The 25003-nt window shown below is 41.7% G+C and carries 15 protein-coding genes and 1 pseudogene; 15 read left to right on the plus strand and 1 reads right to left on the minus strand.

Annotated elements, in window-relative coordinates:
- The 3 genes from HT680_RS08810 to HT680_RS08820 form a co-directional block, all read left to right on the plus strand.
- Nucleotides 1-731, plus strand: a 731-nt coding sequence (locus HT680_RS08810; RefSeq protein WP_173259787.1) for an Ltp family lipoprotein, incomplete at its 5' end; no start/stop codon positions are given.
- A gap of 103 nt (nt 732-834) precedes the next feature.
- Nucleotides 835-1794: an ROK family glucokinase gene (locus HT680_RS08815; RefSeq protein ID WP_173259789.1), complete on the plus strand. Its 960-nt coding sequence runs from the start codon at nt 835-837 to the stop codon at nt 1792-1794.
- 96 nt (nt 1795-1890) lie between these two features.
- The gene (locus tag HT680_RS08820; protein ID WP_173259791.1) at nt 1891-2730 is read left to right on the plus strand and encodes a thymidylate synthase; all 840 of its coding nucleotides are present in this window, start codon (nt 1891-1893) and stop codon (nt 2728-2730) included.
- 42 nt (nt 2731-2772) lie between these two features.
- On the opposite strand, the gene HT680_RS08825 is transcribed toward HT680_RS08820, so the two are convergent.
- Complete coding sequence (locus tag HT680_RS08825) at nt 2773-2943, minus strand: DUF3042 family protein (protein WP_001051782.1); 171 nt, start codon at nt 2941-2943, stop codon at nt 2773-2775.
- Nucleotides 2944-3063: 120 nt separating this feature from the next.
- Here HT680_RS08825 and miaA point away from each other — a divergent pair, with 120 nt between their 5' ends.
- From miaA to HT680_RS08885, 12 genes and pseudogenes are all read left to right on the plus strand, one after another.
- Nucleotides 3064-3948 carry a tRNA (adenosine(37)-N6)-dimethylallyltransferase MiaA gene (gene miaA / locus HT680_RS08830; RefSeq protein ID WP_173259793.1) on the plus strand — a complete coding sequence of 295 codons (885 nt, stop codon included), beginning with the start codon at nt 3064-3066 and terminating at the stop codon, nt 3946-3948.
- Nucleotides 3941-5179: a GTPase HflX gene (gene hflX / locus HT680_RS08835; RefSeq protein WP_173259795.1), complete on the plus strand. Its 1239-nt coding sequence runs from the start codon at nt 3941-3943 to the stop codon at nt 5177-5179. Before miaA ends, hflX begins: the two co-directional genes overlap by 8 nt.
- Nucleotides 5172-5795, plus strand: coding sequence for a cystathionine beta-lyase (locus tag HT680_RS08840; protein WP_173259797.1), 624 nt, complete (start codon nt 5172-5174; stop codon nt 5793-5795). Before hflX ends, HT680_RS08840 begins: the two co-directional genes overlap by 8 nt.
- 14 nt (nt 5796-5809) lie before the next feature.
- Complete coding sequence (gene rnz / locus HT680_RS08845; protein WP_173259799.1) at nt 5810-6739, plus strand: ribonuclease Z; 930 nt, start codon at nt 5810-5812, stop codon at nt 6737-6739.
- Nucleotides 6740-6759: 20 nt separating this feature from the next.
- Nucleotides 6760-7515, plus strand: coding sequence for an SDR family oxidoreductase (locus HT680_RS08850; RefSeq protein ID WP_173259801.1), 756 nt, complete (start codon nt 6760-6762; stop codon nt 7513-7515).
- 235 nt (nt 7516-7750) lie between these two features.
- Nucleotides 7751-14992: an LPXTG-anchored adhesin/beta-galactosidase BgaA gene (bgaA, locus tag HT680_RS08855; protein WP_173259803.1), complete on the plus strand. Its 7242-nt coding sequence runs from the start codon at nt 7751-7753 to the stop codon at nt 14990-14992.
- 677 nt (nt 14993-15669) lie between these two features.
- The gene (locus HT680_RS08860) at nt 15670-16929 is read left to right on the plus strand and encodes an accessory Sec system protein translocase subunit SecY2 (protein ID WP_084945353.1); all 1260 of its coding nucleotides are present in this window, start codon (nt 15670-15672) and stop codon (nt 16927-16929) included.
- A 6-nt stretch (nt 16930-16935) separates the two neighbouring features.
- The gene (asp1, locus tag HT680_RS08865) at nt 16936-18534 is read left to right on the plus strand and encodes an accessory Sec system protein Asp1 (protein WP_038805693.1); all 1599 of its coding nucleotides are present in this window, start codon (nt 16936-16938) and stop codon (nt 18532-18534) included.
- On the plus strand, nt 18521-20101 hold the full coding sequence (asp2, locus tag HT680_RS08870; RefSeq protein WP_173259805.1) for an accessory Sec system protein Asp2: 1581 nt from the start codon (nt 18521-18523) through the stop codon (nt 20099-20101). The genes asp1 and asp2 overlap by 14 nt, the downstream gene beginning before the upstream one ends.
- Nucleotides 20098-21132: an accessory Sec system protein Asp3 gene (gene asp3, locus HT680_RS08875; RefSeq protein ID WP_084925151.1), complete on the plus strand. Its 1035-nt coding sequence runs from the start codon at nt 20098-20100 to the stop codon at nt 21130-21132. The genes asp2 and asp3 overlap by 4 nt, the downstream gene beginning before the upstream one ends.
- Nucleotides 21122-23509, plus strand: a complete 2388-nt coding sequence (gene secA2 / locus HT680_RS08880; RefSeq protein ID WP_173259807.1) for an accessory Sec system translocase SecA2 — start codon at nt 21122-21124, stop codon at nt 23507-23509. Before asp3 ends, secA2 begins: the two co-directional genes overlap by 11 nt.
- A 68-nt stretch (nt 23510-23577) precedes the next feature.
- Nucleotides 23578-25003 (plus strand): annotated as a pseudogene (locus HT680_RS08885) (hypothetical protein); the annotation flags it as partial.

Raw genomic sequence — 25003 nt, forward strand, 5'->3', positions numbered from 1 at the left:
CGAAGCCGGCACCAAAACCGGCTGAAAAAGCTAAAGAAACAACTCCTAAACAGGATAAATCACAATCTAAAGTTCAGTCTGGCTGGGTAGGAAATTACTACCTCAAATCAGATGGAAAGAGAGCTAAAAATGAATGGGTAGATGGTGGTCGTTATTATGTTGATTCTGATGGAAAAAAGGTTAAAAGTGACTGGATTTATGATAAAAACCATGGTTCATATTATTATCTAACAGCAGAAGGAAGCTCTGCTCGCAATAAATGGGTAGGAAATTATTACCTCAAATCAGATGGAAAGATGGCCAAGAATGAATGGGTAGATGGTGGCCGTTATTATGTTGAATCAGATGGTAAAATGGCTAGGGATAAATGGGTAGATGGTGGTCGTTACTATGTAGGATACGATGGTGTGCGGCAACCAAAACCAGCAGATGGGAACCAGTACAATGCTGCTTTAAGGAGAGCGAAAAGCTATAATTCGTGGGCAAATATGTCAAAAAAAGCTCTCTATGACCAATTAATGTTTCATGGTTTTTCAAGTTCAGCAGTGCAGTATGCCATCGATCACTTGAATGCAGATTATAAGGCAAAAGCCTTAGCTAAAGCAAGAGAATATCGAAAATATAGTAATATCTCAAAAACTGAAATTTATGACAGGCTAACTTCTTCTTGGATTGGAAAATTTACAAAAGAAGAAGCAAACTATGCCATTCAACATCTAGGGGATAAATAGTTATTAATTATAAAATGTAACTTTTTCATGCAAACCTTTGCACAAATTTGATGATTTTGTTATACTAGTACTGTAAGCATTTTCAATTAAAAAGGAGAATATGATGAGTCAAAAGATTATCGGGATTGACCTTGGTGGAACTTCTATCAAATTTGCAATCTTGACAACAGCAGGAGAAATCCAAGAAAAATGGTCTATTAAGACCAATATTTTGGACGAAGGAAGCCATATTGTAGATGATATGATTGAGTCTATTCAACATCGTTTGGACTTGCTTGGATTGTCAGCTACGGATTTCCGAGGTATTGGAATGGGATCACCTGGTGTGGTTGACCGTGAAAAAGGGACTGTTATCGGTGCCTACAACCTCAACTGGAAAACCCTTCAACCAATTAAGGAAAAGATTGAAAAAGCCTTGGGCATTCCATTCTTCATCGATAATGATGCTAACGTAGCTGCACTTGGTGAGCGTTGGATGGGTGCTGGTGACAACCAACCAGACGTTGTCTTTATGACACTTGGTACTGGTGTTGGTGGCGGTATCGTTGCTGAAGGGAAACTGCTCCACGGTGTTGCTGGTGCGGCAGGAGAGCTTGGTCATATCACTGTTGACTTTGACCAACCAATCGCATGTACCTGTGGTAAAAAAGGCTGTCTTGAGACAGTTGCTTCTGCAACAGGGATTGTCAACTTGACTCGTCGCTATGCGGATGAATACGAAGGCGATGCGACTTTGAAACGCTTGATCGACGATGGAGAAGAAGTAACTGCTAAAACTGTTTTTGACTTGGCAAAAGAAGGAGACGACCTTGCCTTGATCGTTTATCGTAACTTCTCACGTTACTTGGGAATCGCATGTGCTAATATCGGTTCCATCCTTAATCCATCAACTATTGTTATCGGTGGTGGGGTGTCAGCGGCGGGAGAATTCCTTCTCCAAGGTGTTCAAAAAGTCTACGATGAAAATACCTTCCCACAAGTACGCACAACAACTAAATTAGCTCTTGCAACTCTAGGAAATGACGCTGGAGTTATCGGGGCAGCATCACTTGTATTGCAATAAGATAATAAAAGAGGGAAAATGCTAACCTAGAGTTAGTAATGTTCCTCTTTTCTTTTTTATGCTATACTAGTTAGGAAATAAATGAGGTGAGAGTAAATGACAAAAGCAGATACGATTTTTAAAGAGAATATTGAACGAATCCTCAAAGACGGTGTCTTTTCTGAGCAGGCACGTCCCAAGTACAAGGATGGGACCGTAGCTAACTCTAAGTACGTGACGGGTGCCTTTGCTGAGTACGACTTGGCCAAGGGGGAATTTCCCATCACAACCCTACGTCCAATTGCCATCAAATCAGCTATCAAAGAAGTTCTCTGGATTTACCAAGACCAGTCAAATAGCCTAGAAGTGCTAAATAGCAAGTACAATGTTCACTACTGGAATGACTGGGAAGTGGGAGATACGGGAACTATTGGTGAGCGCTATGGGGCGGTCGTTAAGAAACACGACATCATTAATAAGATTCTCAAGCAGTTGGAGGCTAACCCTTGGAATCGCCGTAATATCATCTCTCTTTGGGATTATGAGGCTTTTGAGGAGACAGATGGCCTTCTTCCATGCGCCTTTCAGACCATGTTTGATGTCCGTCGAGTAGATGGGGAAATCTATCTGGATGCGACCTTGACCCAGCGTTCTAATGACATGCTGGTTGCCCACCACATCAATGCTATGCAGTATGTGGCTCTACAGATGATGATTGCTAAGCATTTCGGTTGGAAGGTTGGGAAGTTCTTCTACTTTATCAACAACCTTCATATCTATGATAATCAGTTTGAACAAGCTCAGGAATTGCTTCGTCGTGAGCCGTCAAACTGCCAACCACGTTTGGTCTTGAATGTGCCAGATGAGACCAATTTCTTTGATATCAAAGCGGAGGACTTTGAGTTGGTCGACTACGATCCAGTCAAACCGCAGCTGAAGTTTGATTTGGCGATTTAAGAAAATAAAAAGAAGTTGAGAAATCTCAACTTCTTTTGTTGCTTAATGTGATACGCGGCGGCGAGCTGCTTTTTTGCGGTTTTCTTCGATGAAAGCTGCTTTTTGCTCTTCTGGCTCAATCACTTTCTTTTTAATTGCGTATACTGCACCTGCAACGGCAGCGACAGTTCCTGCGACACCTGTTACAAGACCTTTAGCGAATCCTTTAGCCATGAGTCTTCCTCCTTTATCTTCCCGATCAGCCTAGCTCCTCAAGTGGTAGCATTTTTCTGACTGACCTTTTTGTGATATAATAATAGTAACGAAAAAATGGAAATTTTTCAAGGAAAAAAGATGAAAACAAAAATAATTGTGATTGTTGGACCGACTGCTGTTGGGAAGACAGCCCTTGCTATCGAAGTGGCCAAGCGCTTTGGTGGAGAGGTGGTCAGTGGTGACAGTCAGCAAGTATACAGAGGGTTGGATATTGGGACGGCTAAGGCTAGCCCAGAGGAGCAAGCGGTTGTTCCTCATCATTTGATTGATGTCAGAGAGGTGACCGAGTCTTACTCGGCTTTTGATTTTGTTTCAGAAGCTAAGAAGGCTATTGAGGATATTCAGAGACGTAGCAAGCTTGCTATTATCGCTGGTGGGACTGGGCTTTATATCCAGAGCTTGCTGGAAGGCTATCATCTAGGTGGGGAAACACCTCATGAGGAGATTTTAGCCTATCGGGCTAGTTTGGAGCCTTATTCAGATGAGGAATTAGCCCATCTTGTGGAGCAAGCAGGCCTTGAAATTCCCCAGTTTAACCGTCGTCGTGCTATGCGCGCCTTGGAAATTGTCCATTTTGGTCAGGATTTGGAAAATCAGGAAAGTCCTTATGAACCTTTGATTATCTGCTTGGATGATGAACGCAGTCAGCTTTATGAACGTATCAATCGCCGAGTAGATCTGATGTTTGAGACTGGGCTTTTGGATGAGGCCAAGTGGCTCTTTGACCATTATCCAGATGTGCAGGCAGCTAAAGGCATTGGTTACAAGGAACTCTTTCCTTATTTCCGTGGGGAGCAAACTCTTGAGGAAGCAAGCGAGAGTCTCAAGCAGGCGACTCGTCGTTTTGCCAAGCGTCAGCTGACCTGGTTCCGCAATCGCATGCAGGTGACCTTTTATCAGATAGGAGAGCCTGGTGTGCAAGACCGTATTTTAAGCCAGATTGAGGAGTTTTTAGATGATTGAAACGGAGAAAAAAGAGGAACGCGTCCTGCTCATCGGTGTGGAATTGCAGGGCATGGATAATTTTGATCTCTCTATGGAAGAATTGGCCAGTCTAGCCAAGACAGCTGGGGCCGTCGTTGTGGATAGCTACAGGCAAAAACGTGAAAAGTATGACTCCAAGACCTTTGTGGGTTCTGGTAAGTTGGAAGAGATTGCTCGAATGGTGGATGCTGAGGAAATCACGACTGTCATCGTCAATAACCGTCTGACACCACGGCAAAATGTCAATCTAGAGGAAGTTCTGGGAGTTAAGGTTATTGACCGTATGCAGTTGATTCTGGATATTTTTGCTATGCGGGCTCGAAGCCATGAAGGAAAACTCCAAGTCCACCTGGCCCAGCTTAAGTACCTTTTACCTCGCTTGGTTGGTCAGGGAATTATGCTCAGCCGCCAGGCAGGGGGAATTGGTTCCCGTGGACCTGGTGAAAGTCAGCTGGAACTGAACCGTCGTAGTGTTCGTAATCAAATCACAGATATCGAGCGCCAGCTCAAGGTGGTTGAGAAAAATCGGGCGACAGTCAGAGAAAAACGTCTGGAGTCAAGTACCTTTAAGATTGGTTTGATTGGTTACACCAATGCTGGGAAATCAACCATCATGAACACCTTGACCACTAAGACCCAGTATGAAGCAGACGAGCTGTTTGCGACCCTGGATGCGACGACAAAGAGTATCCATTTGGGAGGTAATCTTCAGGTTACCTTAACTGATACCGTGGGCTTTATCCAAGATTTGCCAACAGAATTGGTGTCCAGTTTCAAGTCAACCTTGGAAGAAAGCAAGCATGTGGATCTTCTGGTTCATGTCATCGATGCCAGCAATCCTTATCACGAGGAACATGAAAAAACGGTTCTGTCTATCATGAAAGACTTGGATATGGAGAATATTCCTCGCCTGACCCTTTACAATAAAGCGGATTTAGTGGAGAATTTCACGCCTACTCAAACGCCATACGCCCTCATTTCTGCTAAGTCTGAGGATAGTCGTGAGAACTTGCAAGCATTATTGCTAGATAAGATTAAGGAAATTTTTAAAGCCTTTACTCTGCATGTGCCCTTTTCTAAGTCTTACAAGATTCATGATTTGGAAAGTGTAGCGATTCTGGAAGATCGTGACTACCAAGATGATGGAGAAGTGATTACAGGCTACATTTCCGAGAAAAATAAATGGAGGTTAGAGGAATTTTATGACTGATATTAAAACTTTGGCTCTAAAGTATGGAGGTTATACAAGTCTGGATAAGGTCTATCTAGATCAACTTCTAGCTGGCAAAACAGAGCAAGAGCAGCTGGCTCTTATCACACCTCCTCCGAGTGTAGTCAATGCCTACTTTGCAGAACTTTATCAGAAAAAGAGCCCTCAGGCTGCGACAGATTACTTTGCAGAACTCAGTCAGGAACTGAACCTCTACAATGCTGAGCCAAGTTTCACCTTTGAAAATAAGCCTTTTATTCGTCTTAATTTATCTGGCAAATCCTTTGGTTTTTGCTATGAGAGTAAGGGACTGGGGCGGATCTTCTCTGAAAATGAAGAGGAAATCTCGGATGACTTGCTTTTTGAGATTGCGCAAATTTTTCCCCATCAACTAATCTTTGAAGAGTCTGGAAAGATTTACATGAAGCATGTCGGGGACGAGGAAGTTGTTAGCGTGGAAAGTCTCACAGCCTTGACAGACTTGGAAAGTTTAGCAGATGGTCGTAAACGTCTCAAAGGCTACAGTCAAGAGGATTTACTGCAAGAAGCTGTTGCTTTTTCTGGTAAGCGCTATTTCCGATCGGAAAACCGCACAGCCATGTTATATATTGATTAATTAGAAAGTATCGAATGGATATTCAATTTTTAGGAACAGGGGCTGGTCAGCCCTCTAAAGCCCGCAACGTTTCAAGTCTCGCCCTGAAACTCTTGGACGAGATTAACGAAGTCTGGCTCTTTGACTGTGGAGAAGGAACGCAAAATCGCATTCTTGAAACCACAATCCGACCACGGAAGGTCAGCAAAATCTTTATCACTCACCTGCATGGAGACCACATTTTTGGCTTGCCAGGTTTCCTTTCTAGCCGTGCCTTTCAGGCCAATGAAGAGCAGACAGATTTGGACATTTATGGACCTCAAGGGATCAAGTCATTTGTCCTAACAAGTCTTCGTGTGTCAGGTTCCCGTTTGCCTTACCGCATTCATTTCCATGAGTTTGACCAAGATTCTCTAGGGAAAATCCTTGAGACTGATAAATTCACTGTGTATGCAGAGGAGCTGGACCACACTATTTTCTGCGTTGGTTATCGTGTCATGCAAAAGGACTTAGAAGGAACGCTGGATGCTGAAAAACTCAAGGCTGCTGGTGTTCCGTTCGGCCCGCTTTTTGGAAAAATCAAAAACGGTCAGGATGTTGTTCTAGATGACGGGGCTGAAATCAAAGCAGTAGACTATATCTCAGCACCACGACCTGGTAAGATTATCACTATTCTGGGTGACACCCGCAAAACCAATGCCAGTGTGCGTCTAGCTGTCAATGCTGATGTCCTAGTCCACGAGTCCACTTATGGTAAGGGAGATGAGAAGATTGCCCGCAACCACGGTCACTCAACCAATATGCAGGCAGCGCAAGTAGCTGCAGAAGCAGGAGCCAAAAGCCTTTTGCTCAATCATATCAGCGCCCGCTTCCTCTCAAAAGATATCAGCCAGCTCAAGAAAGATGCGGCTACTGTTTTTGAAAATGTCCATGTGGTCAAAGACTTGGAAGAAGTGGAAATTTAGAAGATTGAGAAAGGATAAGTATGCGTACTATTCTGATTACCGGAGCAAGCGGTGGCTTAGCCCAAGAAATGGTCAAACTCTTGCCAAATGACCAACTCATCTTACTAGGTAGAAACAAGGAAAAACTGTCGGAGCTATATGGAAATCATCCCCATGTAGAATTGATTGAAATCGATATTACTGATGACTCAGCCCTAGAAACTCTGGTAGCTGACCTCTATCTCCGTTATGGTGAGATTGATGTCTTGATTAACAACGCTGGTTACGGGATTTTTGAGGAATTTGCCCAGATTTCTGATCAAGATATTCACCAGATGTTTGAGGTCAATACCTTTGCTCTGATGAATCTGTCTCGTCGTTTTGGAGCTCGTATGAAGGAGAGAGGAAAAGGGCATATCATCAATATCATCAGTATGGCAGGTTTGATAGCGACTAACAAGTCCAGTCTCTACTCAGCGACAAAGTTTGCGGCTATTGGATTTTCAAACGCTCTGCGCCTCGAACTCATGCCCTATGGTGTCTATCTAACGACGGTCAATCCAGGACCGATTCGTACTGCCTTTTTTGACCAGGCTGACCCAGATGGTAGCTATCTCAAGTCGGTTGACCGCTTTCTCTTAGAACCAGATGCAGTCGCTAGAAAGATTGTCAAAACCATAGGAAAAAACAAACGAGAACTCAATCTCCCAGTTTTGTTGAACCTAGCCCATAAGTTTTATACCCTCTTCCCCAAATTAGCCGATAAGTTGGCAGGGGGAATCTTTAATTATAAGTAAAAGGAGTTCCTTACAAAAGGAACTTTTTTATCATGTTTTACTGAGTGTCAAAAATTGTTTGATTACTACATTCATATTTTTAAAACCTTCTACAAATTTTAGAAAAAACAATCAAAATTATGATTTTTTAGTTTGGAGGATTGAAGTTATCTATATCATTTTATAGAATGAGTATGAAGTCCATTGAAGCGTTATCTGTTATCAAAAATAGAAGCGGTTACTAAAGGAGGATTTTATGGAAAAAGGCCATTGGAATCGTAAAAGAGTCTACAGCATTCGTAAGTTTGCCGTAGGTGCTTGCTCTGTCATGATTGGAACCTGTGCGGTTCTATTTGGAGGAAGTGTCATTGGAGAATCATCAGTTTTCGCGGATGAAACTCCGATTACTCACACTGTGGAACAAGCAAAAGAGGAAAGTCCGGCAGTGGAGGAAAAAGAAAATCAAGCTGTAGCAGAGCACAAGGATGCTGCAAGTATTGACCAAAGTCAAGCTGCACCAATTGAAGCAAGCAAACCAGAGGTGAAAGAAGATGAACCTGTAGCTTCAAAAGAGGAGAAAGCATCTCTAAAACCTGAAGAAACTGCTCCAAAGGTAGAATCTCAAGCTTCAAGTCAAGAAAAGCATGTCAAGGAAGAGTTGAAAGCTGCGACAAATGAAGAAGTGAATCAAATGATTGAAGATAGAAAAGTGAATTTTAATCAAAATTGGCACTTTAAGCTCAACGCAAACCCCAAAGAAGCTGTGAAACCAGATGCAGATGTGTCAACATGGCAAAAATTGGATTTACCACATGACTGGAGTATCTTTAACGATTTTGACCATCAGTCACCTGCCCAAAACGAAGGTGGACAGCTCAATGGTGGTGAAGCTTGGTATCGTAAGACCTTCAAACTTGATGAAAAAGATCTCAAGAAAAATGTTCGTGTAACCTTTGATGGTGTCTACATGGATTCTCAAGTCTATGTCAATGGCCAGTTAGTGGGGCATTATCCAAATGGTTATAACCAGTTCTCATACGATATCACCAAATACCTTCACAAAGATGGTCGTGAGAATGTGATTGCTGTCCATGCTGTCAACAAACAACCAAGTAGCCGTTGGTACTCAGGTAGTGGTATCTACCGTGATGTGACCTTGCAAGTGACAGATAAGGTTCATGTTGAGAAAAATGGGACAACCATCCTAACGCCAAAACTTGAAGAACAGCAACACGGCAAGGTTGAAACTCATGTAGCCAGCAAAATAGTCAATACAGATGATAAAGACCATGAATTGGTGGCAGAATATCAAATCGTTGAACGTGGTGGTCAGGCTGTAACAGGCGTGGTTCGTACAGCAAGTCGTACCTTGAAAGCACATGAATCAACAAGTCTTGATGCGATTTTAGAAGTTGAACAACCAAAACTCTGGACAGTTTTGAATGACAAACCTGCCTTGTATGAACTGGTTACGCGTGTTTACCGCGATGGTCAGTTGGTTGACGCTAAGAAAGATTTGTTTGGTTACCGTTACTATCATTGGACTCCAAATGAAGGTTTCTCTTTGAATGGTGAACGCATTAAATTCCATGGTGTTTCTTTGCACCATGACCACGGAGCGCTTGGAGCAGAAGAAAACTATAAGGCAGAATACCGTCGTCTCAAACAAATGAAGGAGATGGGTGTTAATGCCATCCGTACAACTCATAACCCTGCAAGTCCACAGACCTTGCAAATCGCAGCAGAGCTTGGTTTGCTGGTTCAGGAAGAGGCCTTTGATACTTGGTATAATGGCAAGAAACCTTATGACTACGGGCGTTTCTTTGAAAAAGACGCCACTCACCCAGAAGCCAGAAAAGGTGAAAAATGGTCTGACTACGATCTTCGTACCATGGTCGAAAGAGATAAAAATAACCCAGCTGTCTTCATGTGGTCTATCGGGAATGAAATCGGTGAAGCTAACGGCAATGCTCACTCTCTTGCAACGGTTAAACGCTTAGTAAAAGTGATTAAAGATGTTGATACTACACGTTATGTTACTATGGGAGCAGATAAGTTCCGTTTCGGTAATGGTAGCGGAGGACATGAGAAAATTGCCGAAGAACTGGATGCAGTTGGTTTTAACTACTCAGAAGATAACTACAAGAAACTTCGTGCGAAACATCCAAATTGGTTGATTTACGGTTCTGAGACATCTTCAGCAACCCGTACACGTGGAAGTTACTATCGCCCTGAACAGGAATTGAAACATAGTAACGGACCTGAGCGTAACTACGAACAGTCTGACTATGGTAATGACCGTGTTGGTTGGGGTAAAACTGCAACAGATTCATGGACTTTTGACCGCGACAATGCTGGCTATGCTGGACAATTTATCTGGACAGGTACAGACTATATCGGGGAGCCTACGCCATGGCATAACCAAAACCAAACTCCTGTTAAGAGCTCTTATTTTGGTATTGTAGATACAGCAGGTATTCCAAAACATGACTTCTATCTTTACCAAAGCCAATGGGTTTCTGTCAAGAAGAAACCAATGGTGCACCTTCTTCCTCACTGGAACTGGGAAGACCCTAGTCTAAAAGCGAATGTTGCTGACTCAGAAGGTAAGATTCCAGTTCGTGCTTACTCTAACGCTGCAAGCGTTGAATTGTTCTTGAACGGTCAATCTCTCGGAGTTAAGACCTTCAATAAAAAACAAACCAGCGATGGACGCACTTACCAAGAAGGTGCAAATGCCAAGGAACTCTACCTTGAGTGGAAGGTTGCTTATCAACCAGGTACTCTGGAAGCTGTAGCTCGTGATGAAGCTGGGAAAGAAATTGCACGTGACAAGATTACCACTGCAGGCCGACCAGCCGGTGTTCGTCTCATCAAGGAAGAGCACGCAATCGCCGCAGATGGAAAAGACTTGACCTACATCTACTATGAAATCGTTGACAGTCAAGGAAATGTGGTCCCAACTGCCAATAATCTGGTTCGTTTCCAATTGCACGGACAAGGTCAACTTGTCGGTGTCGATAATGGGGAACAAGCCAGCCGTGAACGTTATAAGGCCCAACCAGATGGTTCTTGGATTCGCAGAGCCTTTAACGGTAAAGGGGTTGCCATTGTTAAATCAACTGAGCAAGCAGGGAAATTCACCCTTACTGCCCACTCTGATCTTTTGAAATCTGGTCAAGTAACTGTCTTTACTGGTAAAAAAGAAGACCAAGAAAAGACCGTTCTCGGAACAGAAGTACCAAAAGTACGTACCGTTATTGAGAAAGAGCCAAAAATGCCGAAGACCGTCGCTTTTATCTACAGTGATGGCAGTCGTGAAAAACGTCCAGTGACTTGGTCTTCAGTTGATGTGAGCCAAGCAGGAGTTGTGACTGTTAAAGGTATGGCAGACGGACGTGAAGTTGAGGCTCGTGTAGAAGTTCTAGCAATTGCGAAAGAACTTCCAACTATTAAACGAGTTGCCCCAGGAACAGACTTGAGTGCTGTTGACAAATACGTTTCTATTGCCGTTACGGATGGAAGCGTACAAGAATACGAAGTTGATAAGTGGGAGATTGCGGAAGCAGATAAAGCCAAACTTTCAGTCGCAGGGTCACGTATTCAAATGACTGGTCAACTGGGCGGTGAGACTATTCATGCTACGCTTGTAGTAGAAGAAGGCAATCCTGCAGCACCTGTAGTACCAACTGTAAGTGTTGGTGGTGAAGCTGTCACAGGCCTTACTAGTCAACATCCAATGCAATATCGAACTCTTGCTTATGGTGCATCCTTGCCAAAAGTCGCAGCAAGTGTTGAAAATGCGGATGTTACTGTAGTCCAAGCAAGTGCAGCAAACGGCATGCGTGCAAGCATCTATGTTCAACCAAGAGATGGTGGTCCGCTTCAAACCTATGCAATTCAATTCCTTGAAGAAGCACCACAAATTGACCACTTGAGCTTGCAAGTAGAGCAAGTTAACGCTCTCAAAGAAGATCAAACAGTGAAATTGTCTGTACTCGCTCACTATCAAGACGGAACGCAGGCAGTTCTACCAGCGGATAAAGTAAGCTTCTCTACAAGTGGTGAAGGGGAAGTCGCAGTTCGTAAAGGAATGCTTGAATTGCATAGACCAGGAGCAGTCACTCTGAAAGCGGAATATGAGGGGGCTACAGGTCAAGTTGAACTCACTATCCAAGCCAATACTGAGACAAAGGTTGCGCAATCTATCCGTCCAGTAAATGTAGTGACAGACTTGCATCAAGAACCAAGTCTTCCAGCAACAGTAACTGTTGAGTATGACAAAGGTTTCCCTAAAACTCATAAAGTCACTTGGCAAGCTATTCCGAAAGAAAAACTAGACCATTATCAAACCTTTGAAGTGCTAGGTAAAGTTGAAGGAATTGATCTTGAAGCGCATGCTAAAGTATCTGTTGAAGGTATCGTTTCAGTTGAAGAAGTCAGTGTGACAACACCAATCGCAGAAGCGCCACAATTACCAGAAAGTGTTCGTACATATGATTCAAATGGTCACGTTTCATCTGCTAAGGTTGCATGGGATGCGATTCGTCCAGACCAATACGCTAAGGAAGGTGTCTTTACAGTCACTGGTCGCCTAGAAGGTACGCAATTAACTACCAAACTTCATGTTCGTGTGTCTGCTCAAACTGAGCAAGGAGCAAATATTTCTGACCAATGGACAGGTTCAGAATTGCCACTTGCCTTTGCTTCAGACTCAAATCCAAGCGACCCTGTTTCAAATGTCAACGATAAATTGATTTCCTTTAATGACCGACCAGCCAATCGTTGGACCAACTGGAACCGTAGTAATCCAGAAGCTTCAGTTGGTGTCCTATTCGGAGATTCAGGTATCTTGAGCAAACGTTCCGTTGATAATCTAAGTGTTGGATTCCACGAAGACCATGGAGTCGGTGCACCGAAGTCTTATGTGATTGAGTATTATGTTGGTAAGACCGTTCCGACAGCTCCTAAAAACCCTAGCTTTGTAGGCAATGAAGAACATGTCTTTAACGATCCAGCCAACTGGAAACCTGTTACAAATCTAAAAGCCCCAGCTCAATTAAAAGCTGGAGAAATGAATCACTTTAGCTTTGATAAAGTTGAAACCTATGCTGTTCGCATTCGCATGGTTAAAGCAGATAATAAGCGGGGAACTTCTATCACAGAAGTGCAAATCTTTGCGAAACAAGTTGCGGCAGCCAAACAAGGACAAACAAGAATCCAAGTTGATGGCAAAGATTTAGCAAACTTCAACCCTGAATTGACAGACTACTACCTTGAGTCTGCAGATGGGAAAGTTCCTGCAGTAACAGCAAGTGTTAGCAACAATGGTCTTGCGACGGTTGTTCCAAGCGTTCGTGAAGGTGAGCCAGTCCGTGTCATTGCGAAAGCTGAAAATGGCGACATCTTAGGAGAATACCGTCTACACTTCACTAAGGACAAAGACTTACTTTCTCGTAAACCAGTTGCTGCGGTTAAACAAGCTCGTTTGCTACAACTAGGTCAGCCACTTGAATTGCCAACGAAGGTTCCGGTTTACTTCACAGGTAAAGACGGCTATGAGACAAGAGACTTGGCAGTTGAATGGGAAGAAGTTCCAGCAGAAAATCTGACAAAAGCAGGTCAATTTACTGTAAGAGGCCGTGTTCTTGGTAGTGACCTCGTTGCGGAGTTCACTGTACGAGTGACAGACAAACTAGGTGAGGCTCTTTCAGACAACCCTGACTATGATGAAAACAGTAACCAGGCCTTTGCCTCAGCAACTAATGATATTGACGACAGTTCTCATGACCGTGTAGATTATATCAATGATAGAGATCATTCTGAAAATCGTCGTTGGACAAACTGGTCTCCAACACCATCTTCTAACCCAGAAGTATCGGCAGGTGTGATCTTCCGTGAAAAAGGTAAGATTGTAGAACGGACTATTGCGCAAGCCAAACTTCACTTCTTTGCAGATAGTGGTACGGATGCACCATCTAAACTTGTTTTAGAACGTTATATTGGTCCAGAGTTTGAAGTGCCTACTTACTATTCAAACTACCAAGCCTACGAATCAGGCCATCCATTTAACAATCCAGATAACTGGGAAGCTGTTCCTTATCGTGCGGATAAAGACATTGAAGCTGGTGATGAAATCAACCTAACATTTAAAGCTGTGAAAGCTAAAGCTATGAGATGGCGTATGGAGCGCAAGGCCGATAAGAAGGGTGTTGCGATGATTGAGATGACCTTCCTTGCGCCAAGTGAATTGCCTCAAGAAAGCACTCAATCGAAGATTCTTGTAGATGGAAAAGAACTTGCTGATTTCGCTGAAAACCGTCAAGACTATCAAATCACCTATAAAGGTCAACGTCCAAAAGTGACCGTTCAAGAAAGCAATCAAGTGGCTTCAACAGTTGTAGATAGCGGAGATGATGGCCTTCCAGTTCTTGTTCGCCTTGTTTCAGAAAGTGGAAAACAAGTCAAGGAATACCGTATCCAACTAGTCAAGGAAAAATCAGTTTCTGAGAAAACAGCCCCTGCTATTCAAGAAGAAAATCCAAGTCTTGAGGTTGTCGAAAAAGAACTTGCCTTCCAGACCGTTGAAAAAGAAGATTCCAGTTTATATGTAGGTGAAAGCCGTGTAGAACAAGAAGGACAAGTTGGTAAGGAACGCATTCTTACATCTGTAAGTCCAGACGGAACTCGTGAAGAGAAACTCCGTGAAGTGCTTCAGGCTCCTGTTAACCGGGTTCTTCTCGTTGGAACTAAACGTGGTACAGCCCAACCACTTGATGGGGTCAGAGATTTAGTTCATCACAAACCAGAACTACTAGTAGAAGAAGAGGAGGTTGATTTCCAAGTTCAAGAACGTAAGACTGACAAACTTTATGTGGGTGAAAGTCGTGTTCTTCAAGAAGGTCAAAAAGGTGTACGTGTCCACCTAGTAGAAGTCGAAAACGGTAAGCGTACATCGAAAGAAACCTTTGATAAGATAGTTGCGCAAGATCGTATCGTGGAAGTAGGAACTAAGCGAGGTACAGCTCAACCACTTGATGGGGTCAGAGATTTGGTTCATCACAAACCAGAACTACTAGTAGAAGAAGAGAAGGTTGATTTCCAAGTTCAAGAACGTAAGAATGATAAACTTCCAGCAGGGCAAATTCGTGTAATCCAAGAAGGTCAAAAAGGCGTTCGTGTCCACCTAGTAGAAGTCGAAAACGGTAAGCGTACATTGAAAGAAACCTTTGATAAGATAGTCGCTCAAGATCGTATCGTGGAAGTTGGAACTGCTGTAGCGCAAGGAGAACCAAATCCGCAAGTTCCTGTCAAGCCAGATACGCACCAACCGGCTCAAGCGGGAGGACGCTCTCAAGAAGAAAAAGCGACACAAACTGAAAAAGATTACCTTCCAAATACAGGAAGTGAGTCTCAGATGTCAGCTTTAGCAGCGGGCTTGGCTCTCTTGGGCTTAGGTACAGGCCTTGCAGCTACTACTCGCAAAAAAGAAGATTAAGTTTAGTTACAAGCTAAACTGAACAGGAAAAGGCCAGAGTGACGCTCTGGTCTTTTTCGTCTGAGTTGTAATAGTAAATAAATGTTTAGAATAGTCAATCCCATTCCAAATGGATTTTGCCCAAATTTCATAAGGTACCCTTCACGCTTATAAAAAGAGAGGTCGTGTTTGAAAATAATTGATAAATATGCTACAATAGTAGGCACTGGTAATTTTTATAAATGATTTTTTAATGAGAAAAATCGGATAAAATCCATTCAACTTTCGAAAGATCATGATCAGATGAGAAAGCGTAAAATTCCTTACCCTTCAGAGATTTGGTATGGGAATGGTTTTTTAGATGTCAATCATGATGACAGAGTTGATATACTTATAAAAATTTTAAGGATTAAGTAAATCCGTTTATGCATTTGATAATGTTCAAATAGAAAAAATGGAAGAACAGGTGTTCTCACATGAAAATATTCAAGGATAGAAGAGAAGCTCCAAGTAGATTTACACTCATGAGGTGCTCCTGTATTTCGTAGGTGAAATATCATGGTAAGCCAGTTAATCCTATCTTGATTATCAGTGGGATGAGCCTGTTTTCTTGGGTTGTCTTGCTGTTACGATGGTGCATGAACATTGCTAGAAAATGATCGCAAGACTTGCTAAATATAAAGAATAAAGGATGACAGATGAAACATTTCGGTCTTAAGAAACAGAAACGAACAAGTATTTTTTTCCGAAGAGCAATTTTTACAATTTTGATCATTGCGATCTATTTACTTGGTCGCCATATTTTACTTCCAGGATACAATGGCAATACAGGTTTTTCGCAAATAACTGAGCAAAATCCCTTGGCCTATTTGTATTCCCTAGCAGGAGTAGATGTCTCTCAGATTTCCATGTTTTCTCTGGGATTAGGTCCATGGATTACGACGATGATTGTCTGGCAGGTCATCAACTTGAATAAAAGTTGGAATATCCAGTCCTGGTCATTGAAAAAAGCGGATTTTGTGCAAAAGATTCTCACTTTGATTTTTTCCGTGTTACAGGGGATAGCTGTTATGTACACAGCTCGTTCGGAAAATGGACGCTTTTTGCTTCTTGTAGATGATTGGATTTATAATATGGCTGTACTAGCAACTGTTGTAGCAGGAAGCTTTGTTATTATCTGGTTGGCTAGTTTGAATGTTAGCAAGGGAGTAGGCGGGCAGACAATTATTATTATTTCAGGAATTCTGCTACAATTTGCTAACCAATTAGTGGTATTGATAGGACAATCTGTTTTTTCTAAAGAAGGATTAGCCTTTCTAGTAGGTGCGGCGATCTCATTTTTGCTCTTGGGCTATATTGCCGTGGTCTGCGAGAGAGCTGAAATTCGTTTGCCTCTAAATCGAGTCATGTTAAGTAGTCGTTACTATGGCAAATCTTACCTCCCTATCAAATTTCTTCCCTCTGGGGGAATGCCTATTATGTATGCCTCGAGTGTTATTATGTTGCTTCAGTTGGTATTAGACTGGTTTGGACATGGTTTTACAAAAAATTTTGGTAGTTTATTTGACTTTACAAAACCCCTAAGTTTAGCCTTTTACCTGCTTGCTATCTATCTTCTTGCAATTTTATTTGCCTATATCAACTTAGAACCAGAAGAAACAGCGAAACGTTTACAACGTCAAGGAGAATACCTAGATTATATCCAGCCTGGGAAAGCAACTTTAAAAGTTTTGAAACATTACATTTCCTTACAGTCTAACGTAGGAGCACTCTACCTGATCGTTTTTATTGGTTTACCCTATTTCATTAATTTCTTCCTACCTCTTCCAAATTTGCTTTTGACTATACCAAGTACATTAATCATTTTAGTCAGTATGCTCTTGCCTTTGCATGAAGAAATACGTATTTTGAGAATTGGGACTTACTACCACAAAGAATTAGAATTTAAAGGAGAATAGAGGGATATGTTTTACTTTGTACCATCTTGGTATAGACAAGATCGGAAATGGTATTCTACCACCCTGCCTTTCTATTACGTGTCTAAAAATATGATGTTTGATGATGCGGTGAATTTGCTGCGAATGTTTCAGCAATCAGGAGAGGCAAATACCACTCTGATTTTGAACTATTCACCACATATTCGAACCTTTCTTTATCAGCAAAGAATATTGCCAGAAACTGTATGGAATCTATTTGATACCATACAAGGTCTGACGGATGTATCTGTACGTAAAATTCGTCTGGAAGATATTAAATGGCCTCAAGGAGTAGAATTCTTCTATACTCCTTTTATGATTGAGGTATATTTAAATCAAGAACACTATGCTAAAATTAACTTTTCACAAACAGGTAATTTCTTTGATATTACTTATTTTGAGGGTGGACAGACAAATCATCAGCTAATTTTTGATGATCGTGGATTTGTTTCAAGTATCATCTATTTTGAAAATGATCAGCCTTACTACCAAGATTATTTAAATTTACAAGGTACATGGCAGTTTAGGGAATTTTTGGGTACAGAAAATCATCAAGTGCTTATCAACCCTGAGGCGCAGGCTACATTTGCAAAAGAAGTTTACCGAGATATCGAAGAATTGATCAATGAAAAACTAGATCAGTATTTAACTTCTTCGCTAACCAAGGATGATACGATTGTGATTTCGTCAGATGTGCAGCACAATCACTTTTTCCAAAAGATTAAGGAAAACCATCATGTTATCTTGTCTTTTTTTGGAGATCGCTATCCAATTACAAACCAGGAGCAGCTGCTAACGGATTTGACAGACACGCCGTTCTTCGTTGTTGATAGTTTAAATAAAATTGAAACGATAGCAGCTAATGTGGATCTAGAACAGTTGCCGGGATTTTATGAGATTCCGCCTTATGATACTCATCTAAACCTAGGACATAGTCAAAGAAAAAAAGAGTTAATTGTTTACGTCAATTACGACAATCTACCAGCAGATCAAATTCAATATGTGTTTACGACTTTGTTTGAAATGATGTTGAAAAATGAATGGATTGACTTGCTGGTTGGAACACAAAGTCAGGATTTTGGCCGAGAGGCCTATATAAAACAGGTACTAGAAAGCTATCGATCTCTTAAGCCAGAATATGAACAAGAATTGATTTTTGTTGATAAAGAGAAGAGAGCGAGAGGTGAAAACCGAGTTCTTGATGATGAAGAGGAGATTGTTCGCGAACGGATTGATATTGAGACCATTCATAGCGACAGCGATTTGATTAAAGTTCTGAAGTACGTTCGTATTATACTAGATTTGGGAACTCCAGCTGATGTGTTGACTCAAATCGCTGGCATTAGTGGAGGGATCCCTCAGGTTAACTTGTATAGTTCCTCTTATGTGAAGCATGGAGAAAATGGTTGGATTCTAGATGATATTTCAGATTTCGAAGAGGCACTCTTATACTACCTCACAAACTTAGAACATTGGAATCAATCTCTAGTTCACTCAGTCAAGAAGATTGAACAGTATACAAGGGGTGAGATTGTCGATATGTGGAAAAATACCATAAAGGAATTAAAGGGAAATGAAAAAAATTAGTGTTTTGCAAATTGCTGATGAAAATTGGCAGGAGCAATATGAAATTCCTAGTAATATAAAATGGACATTTGTCAAACCAGAAGACATCGTCTCTTTATTGCCAGAAGATATCGGGATCTTAAATAGAGAAGTTGAGGCGGAAAACGGGAAAAAAAAGAAGAAAAAAGTAGACAAACCGTTTGATGTCGTGTTAGTAGATACTGCTGAATATTTAGAGTATGTCACTATCTTGGATCAGAAAATTCAGGTTTACCGTCTGTTCTATCATGAGCGTTGTCAAATCACTACAAAAACGTTGGAACGATTTCTTTTGCGCAAAAAAGCTGTGAAAACAAATTTTGAAAATCCAGAGCAGATGCTACATATATTTTCACGTGGTTTTTTCTCTAAGCAAAATGGAACGAAACTAAGTGTTAATCATCTAGTCGCTGCACCATCTTTTGAGGGGCAAGTCAGTTATGAAGGGACAAATTACCTTCGTTTGTGTGGCCGATACGGCGAGGATTATCAAACTATTGCGACCTATCAACATAATGTTTTTCTGAGTGGGGAGATGCCCTTAGATCTGTGGCCTGAGTTCAGGGTTTCAGAAGGTTGTTCGATCCGCTACGTTGTTAAAGGTTTTCCAGCTGGAAATTCTCCCATGCAAGAATGGATTTATGATGAAACGAGCTTTGACCGATCTCTGACGTTAGATGTAAATGATTCGTATTATTTGAGTATCAGCATTCAAGCAAAAGGACAAGGAATTGTAAAACTTGGTCCCTGCCACTATCGAGACTCCCATCTAGGCTATGGAGACTTGTTAGTCGGAGGAAAACGAATTAGCGATAAAAATAGAGAAGAACTGATTTATTTCTTCCATCCAGGAGATTTGAAACCACCGTTGAACATCTATTTTTCAGGGTACCGTCCCGCAGAGGGATTCGAGGGGTACTGGATGATGAATAATTTGGGATCGCCATTCTTACTAGTAGGGGATCCGCGTTCAGAGGGGGGCGCATTCTATCTTGGATCGGAGGAGCTGGAACAAAAACTTCTCCAAGTGGTTCATAACTGCTTAGATGAACTTGGTTTTACGAAGGAACAACTGACCTTGTCAGGTTTGTCAATGGGGACTTTTGGTGCTCTTTACTATAGTTCTAAGTTGGAGCCTCACGCCGTCATTGTCGGAAAACCTCTTGTCAACTTAGGAGATATGGCAGAAAATGAGTCAACTATTCGTCCGGGAGGATTTCCAACGTCACTGGATTTGGTGTACCGCACAATAGGAGAATTATCAAGTGAAGCTACAGCTCAGCTTAACGAACGTTTCTGGACGGCTTTTGAGTCAGCTGATTTCTCAAGAACAAAATTCATTATCTCCTTTATGTATCAAGATGACTATGATATGTCGGCCTATCCCGATATGCTGGATGAGTTAGGACAGCGAGATTACCGCGTCAGCGTTATCAGTAAGGGATTGACTGGACGACACAACGACGATACACAAGGTATTGTCGAATGGTTCTTTAATCAATATAAAACGCTATTAATGAATAGTTTTGAAAGGGAGTTTAAATCGTGAGATACAAGGAAGAAGTCTATTTTGCTTATTGGGATATCCAAAGCATATCTCAGTATCTATACGGTTCATCTGTCAAACTGTTAGATGGTGGTCATGTTTTGTATGAAAACCAGTTCATGCCTTCGGGGACAGTTATTCATGAATGGCATTCACGGGCAAACTATCAGGCCTTACGCAATACGAGTCAGCTTCCTGAATTGAAACGTGGGCAAAACTATATTTTTGGCAGTCATATAGAAACCATCCCAGAAAATTCAACATACTTAAAGGTTGAATTTATGGATGCTCGAGATGAAGAAATTTCGAATCAAATCATTAAGCAGGGAGAGAGAGTCAGCGTATGCGTTCCAGATAATACACAATATTATAAGGTGCAGTTAGTCAGCTCGGGTTGTCATCGCTTCCTGTTTGAAGGGATTTATGTTGCTGAGGAGCAGTTGGCGGATTATACAGTGGATCGCTACTGGATATCTGATTTGCTTCATCAGGATTCCGAGAAAGAAACGATGTATGTTTGCTTTACTGAACCTGAACTCAATCGAACAGGCTTTATTCCAGAACGTGTTCGTGAACATTTCTCAAATGTATTGATTGTTAATTCGTCTTATAGAGAAGCGCTCTTATACATGGAGGAACGTTTTTACGAAACCTTGCTTGAAACGATTGAAGAATTAGCGCAAGAGCATCTTTTTGAAAAAGTGGCTTTTGTTGGTTATGGAGCGATTTCTAATATTGCGGCCTTGCATTACTCCAAACAATTTGGAAATTCATACGCTCTTGTGACGGATGAGTTTTTAAGCGAACTAGACTATCAACGCTTGCTGGAACGTTACCGTACTCGAGTAAATCCGCCTATTTTTAAAGAATTATTGCTACAGCAATTTAATCCGACAAAAGTTAAGGAATATGCGGACTTGAAGACTAGACCACGTGAACTAGCAAACATTGAATATTTATTAGATAAGTCATTTTTACTTCAAGCGATTGACTTGGAGAAGATTGAAGAGTGGATGAGAGAGAATGAAAACTAAACGATTCAATTTGACCAACTCCTATAAACTAATGCGTTACAAAAAGATTTTGGAGAAGGTTAATAAACTATCTGATAGTTATGCAGCTATGTCAAATGAGAAACTGCAAGCTCAGACAAAATGGTTTAAAGAACGCCTTTCTGGAGGAGAAAGCTTGCAGTCCATTTTGCCAGAAGCGTATGCAACCATTCGTGAGGCAGCCAAGCGTGTATTAGGATTATATCCTTATGATGTTCAGGTTTTAGGGGCCTTGGTTATGCAAGACAATCAGATTGCAGAAATGAGAACAGGGGAAGGAAAAACCTTGACAGCTATCCTTCCTTTATACCTAAATGCTTTGACGGAAAAAAGTACAATCCTAGTCACGGCCAATGAATATTTGGCAGCGCGTGATGCTAAACAAATGGCACCCGTTTTTCGATTTTTAGGAATGACAGTTGGGGTTGGCGTCTCGGACGATCCGACAAAAAAACTTAAAATTCCTCAAAAACAACAAATCTATAAGAATGATATTGTCTATACAACACATAGTGCGTTAGGGTTTGATTACCTAGAAGAAAACTTGGCGACATCTCAATCGAAGAAGTTTTTGCCAAAATTTTATTTTTGTTTGGTCGATGAAGTAGATGCAGCCTTGCTAGATAGTGCGCAGATGCCCCTAATCATTTCAGGTTCTCCTCGGGTTCAATCCAACCTCTTTCTCTCGTGTGATGAGTTTGTAAAAACTCTAAAAGAAGGGGAAGATTTTAATTTAGACTCTACTCGGACGTCTGTATGGTTGACGAGAAAAGGAGTAAAGGAAGCAGAGGTTTATTTCCGCGTTCAGAATGCCTATGATCCAGATAATTACCAGCTCATTCGCCAAATTAACCTAGCTTTGAGAGCTAACCACTTATTTGAAAAAGATCGTCAGTATACGGTGGATAATGGCGAAGTTAAACTGATGGATGAGGCGACAGGACGTCTCTTGGAAGGAAACAAACTCCAATCAGGACTGCACCAAGCGCTAGAAGCCAGAGAACGTGTGAAAATCACATTGGAAACGCGTTCGATGGCCTCTATTACCTATCAAAATTTATTTAGAATGTTTCCCAAATTAGCAGGGATGACGGGTACTGGTAAGGTTTGTGAGGAGGAGTTCAGAGACGTTTACGACTTGGGAGTCGTAGTTGTTCCTACACGAAAACCCAATTTACGAATTGATTATCCAGATGAAATCTATCTCACGATTCCTCAAAAGTTATATGCTTCATTGGAGTATATCAAAAAATTACATAAAAAAGGTCAGCCAGTTTTAATTGCGACAGGATCAGTTGGAATGTCTGAGATTTATTCTATGCTCTTACTCCAAGAGGGAATCGCCCATAATGTGTTGAACGCCCATAATGCAGCGAAAGAGGCTGAGATGATCGCACTGGCTGGTAGACGCTCTGCAGTGACGGTAGCAACATCAATGGCAGGTCGTGGAACAGATATTATCTTGGAAGAAGGGGTTGCTGAGTTGGGTGGACTTGCTGTTGTTGGAACAGAGAGAATGTCCAGTGAGCGAGTGGATTTGCAGCTTCGTGGTCGTGCCGGACGACAAGGCGCTCCAGGGTTGAGCAAATTCTTTATTTCTCTTGAGGATGATCTTATTTTCAAGTCTGGTAGCAAATGGATTAGTGAGTACTATCACAAAGAAATTGCAAAACCAGAGGAAAAACAAAAGATTCATTTGACCTCTCGTCGTATTAGATATGCGGTTGAAGAAGCTCAGAAGAATAGTGATAACGCGTCAGCGGCTTCCAGACGTTCAACGGAACGATATGATGAAAGTATCCGTATTCAGCGACAGATTATCTACAATAAGCGTAATAAGCTCATCTCTCATCCAGACTTTGATTTGACTTATTTCTTGTCTATCCTATCGGATGCAGTGGACATTTATACAAGTAAAACACCGTTTAAAGAGCGGGCGGATTTATTTCGCTTTGTTTTGGATAACATTAGTTATTACTGCGAGGATATTCCAGATGATCTAGATGTCACGGATTTACGGCAAGTTAAAAAGTTTTTATCTGACCTCCTTGTTTCAGAATACCAGCAGAAAAAAGATAAAATCAAGGATTCAGAGTTGTTCAATCAATTTCAACGAACTGTTGTTTTGAGAGCAATAGATGACTGTTGGGTTGAGCAAGTTGACTATTTACAGCAATTTCAAGGTTTGGTGTCTAGTCAAGGGTATGCCCAAAAAAATCCTGTCTTTGAGTTTCATAAAGAAGCTTTTAAATCATACAAAAGAATGAATGCAGATATAAATCTAAACATTATAAAAAACATGGCATTGAGTTACATTAATATTAAGCCTTCTGGGAAGTTAGAAGTTTTCTTTGGCTAATACTTTGACAGATTCTGTTGTAGACTTTATAATGATGATATAACTGTATTTTTGGAGAAAATCATATTATGAGCAAAAATAATAACGAAGAGCTAAAGGGATTTAAACGTTTGATATCAAAGTTTAAGCAAAAGGGTAGGGAAGATAGTGATTACCGTAGCCTGGATGCAACTAAATCAAAACCCGTCAGTCGAAAACTCAAAGAGCAAAAGGAAATTATTCTGAGTGCTAGTGAAGATCTTGAGTTACCAACAGAATCAGTTTCTGTCATGGAAGCCTTAGAAGACTTTCAGGAAAGGAACAGTTTGGGAGTGGCTGACTTGATAAGGAATGTTAGTCAGAGCTTGTCAACTAGCGCTTTAGCTTCCCTCAGCCTTTCTGTCGCAGATTCGTACAGTGAGTCGTTTAGCCAGAGTATATCAGCAAAAGGATTCTCGCTTCGAGAGTCCATGTCTGAGAACTACTCATTAGTGGTCTCTTCTTCAGAATCTGAATTTGAGTCCCTTTCCTTGGTTGATAGCCTCTCTGTTTCTGAGCATTTGACAGGGGAGTCTCTTTGTCAGGGGACGGATGAGCTCTCTTTGAGTGAAAGTATTGCATACTCCGAGTCCCTTTCTTATGATCAAAATCCTAGTGTCTCCGAGTCCCTTTCCTTGAGTGAATCAGAGCAAGCCAGCCAGAGTGTCTCCGAGTCAGAGTTCTATAGTCTGAGCCAGAGTGAATGGGAATCCATATCCGAATCCCAAAACTCTTCAGAATCAGAGTGGTGGAGCTCTTCCGAATCAGAACAAGCAAGTCAGAGTGTTTCCGAGTCTGAGTTCTATAGCCTGAGCCAGAGCGAGTGGGAATCTGTTTCAGACTCCCAAAGTCACTCAGAATCAGAGTGGTGGAGCTACTCCGAATCAGAACAAGCGAGCCAGAGTGTCTCCGAGTCTGAGTTCTATAGTCTGAGCCAGAGTGAATGGGAATCGCTTTCTGAATCTCAAAGCTCTTCAGAATCAGAGTGGTGGAGTTTTTCCGAATCAGAACAAGCGAGTCAGAGTGTCTCCGAGTCCGAGTTCTATAGCCTAAGCCAGAGTGAGTGGGAATCCATATCCGACTCCCAAAGTCACTCAGAATCAGAGTGGTGGAGTTCCTCCGAATCAGAACAAGCAAGTCAGAGTGTTTCCGAGTCTGAGTTCTATAGCCTGAGCCAGAGTGAATGGGAATCCATATCCGAATCCCAAAGTTACTCAGAATCAGAGTGGTGGAGCTCTTCCGAATCAGAACAAGCGAGTCAGAGTATCTCCGAGTCTGAGTTCTATAGCCTAAGCCAGAGCGAGTGGAAATCTGTTTCAGACTCCCAAAGTCACTCAGAATCAGAGTGGTGGAGCTACTCCGAATCAGAACAAGCGAGCCAGAGTGTCTCCGAGTCTGAGTTCTATAGTCTGAGCCAGAGTGAAGGAGAATCGCATTCTGAATCTCAAAGCTGTTCAGAATCAGCACGGTGGAGTT

This window comes from Streptococcus sp. 5905 (assembly GCF_013276505.1).
Classification (GTDB): Bacteria; Bacillota; Bacilli; order Lactobacillales; family Streptococcaceae; genus Streptococcus.